A 2,013-nucleotide genomic window follows, 5' to 3' on the forward strand; every position below is an offset into this window, starting at 1 on the left:
CGTGAAGATCGTCTCGGCCCGCTCGGTCAGCGTCTCGCCGATGCCGACCAGCAGGCCGGTGGTGAACGGGATGCCGTGGCGGCCGGCGTCCTCCAGGACGCGCAACCGGACGTCGGGGTCCTTGTCGGGGGAGCCGTAGTGGGCCTCGCCCCTGGTCTCGAACAGTCGACGTGAGGTGGTCTCGAGCATCATCCCCATCGAGGGGGAGACGGGCTTGAGGCGGTTCAGTTCCTCCCACGACATCACGCCGGGGTTGAGGTGGGGCAGCAGTCCGGTCTCTTCCAGCACCCGGATCGCCATCGCCCGGATGTAGGCCAGCGTCGAGTCGTAGCCCTGCTCGTCGAGCCACGCCTGTGCCTCGGGCCAACGGTCCTCGGGCCGGTCGCCCAGGGTGAACAGGGCCTCGAGGCAACCGAGCTCGGCACCCTGGCGGGCGATGTCGAGGATCTCGTCAGGAGACAGGTACGGCGCCCGGCCCTCGCGTGCGGCCTGGGCGGGTGTCTCGACGAAGGTGCAGTAGTGGCACCGGTCCCGACACAGCTTGGTGATCGGGATGAACACCTTGGGGGAGTACGTCACCACGCCCGGACGGCCCGCGGCGACCAGGCCGGCGTCGCGCACCTTCGCGGCGGCGGCGGCGAGCCGATCGAGGTCCGCGCCCGTGGCAGCCAGCAGCACCGTCGCCTCATTGAGGTCGAGTGCGGCTCCGCGCTCGGCACGTGCGAGTGCTCGGCGGATCTGTTGGGGGGTGGGGCCTTCGGTCATGGCGAGTCCTACGGTACCGGGTGGACACCCAAACTAGAACTCGTTCTACCCACTGGGTGGGCGGGCGGCGTCAGTTCCTGATCCTCGTCTTCAGCTTCCCGACCTTCGCGACGAATGCGCCGTCGTAGGACCGGGGGAAGCTCCACGTGACCAGCCGACCGCGGCCACCCGGAACGACGGTGACGGTGTCGGAGCAGGATCCACTGACGGCCAGGCAGTTGCCGCCGTTGCTGGTGTAGCGCGCGGTGATGCTGGCGAAGTCCTTGAAGCCCTCGTAGTGCAGTTCCCAGGCGACACATCCGGGGGCCGCGGTGCACTTCTTTGCCCGCTTCCACCAGATCCGCTTGGGTTGTGACTTCCCGCAGAACCTGGCCTGCGACTCCGACGTCGTTCCCCACGGATAGGTCGCGACCGCCTGCGCTTGCACACAGGCCTGGCTGTCACCTTGCTCGGTGTCGATCTCGACACTGGTGCCGCTCAGCGGCGTCCAGCTTCCGGGGCCGCCGGTGTTGATGACGACCTTGCCGTTCGCCGCGTCGGGCTGCTCGGCGAAGGTGAAGTCGACCGCGCGATAGGCGGCCTTTGCCGCGGCCTTCGGGACGGCTGGCGTCTCCACGTAGCAGGCGTCGAGCTCCTCGATCGCCTCTGCGTGGCCCTTCTCCGCGCTGTCGTCACTGTCCGCGTCCGACAGGGTGAGCGACTCCTGTGCGAAGTAGGCACCCACGGTGTCGGTGCCGATGTCGTCGAGGCAGTCGGTGTCGTCGAGCTCCCAGGTCTTGCCGATCTGGTCGGCCCAGTCGTCGGAACAGTCCAGGAGCTTCTCGGAGTACGACGTCGCGTCCGCCACCTGCCACTCGCCGGTGTAGATCCATCCGCCGCCGGAGTCGGGCTCGATCAGGCCGCGCTCCTCGAGCTCACCCGAGCGCGACTCGTGGACCAGGTCGTCGACGGCGCACTCGACCTGGTCCCGGTCGGCCCATTCCGGCACCTCGACACCGTCGACGATGGTCGACACGGCGTCCTTGTCGGAAGCGCTGAGCGGCCCGATGCCGAACCGGCCGGTGAAGTACAGCCACCCGGTGACAGCGACCCCGGCGACCAGCAGCAGGGCGAGCCCGAGGCCGAGGAACAGTGGCCAGCGCCGCTTGCGCGGCGGTCGGCCGTACGACGGCGGGCCGCCGTAGCCACCCGGAGGCGGGCCGTACGGCGGCTGTCCGAACTGGGTCGGGGCGGAGGGCGGCTGTGCGT

At 69.4% G+C, this 2,013-nt stretch carries 2 protein-coding genes; both read right to left on the reverse strand.

What is annotated here, in order from left to right; all coding sequences use genetic code 11:
• Window positions 1–765, reverse strand: a 765-nt coding sequence (cofG, locus tag ACOADB_RS13165; RefSeq protein ID WP_378599208.1) for a 7,8-didemethyl-8-hydroxy-5-deazariboflavin synthase CofG, incomplete at its 3' end; no start/stop codon positions are given.
• A gap of 70 nt (window positions 766–835) precedes the next feature.
• Window positions 836–2,013, reverse strand: a 1,178-nt coding sequence (locus tag ACOADB_RS13170; RefSeq protein WP_378599209.1) for a hypothetical protein, incomplete at its 5' end; no start/stop codon positions are given.

The sequence above is a fragment of the Nocardioides sp. CPCC 206348 genome (assembly GCF_048654705.1).
Lineage (GTDB): Bacteria > Actinomycetota > Actinomycetes > Propionibacteriales > Nocardioidaceae > Nocardioides.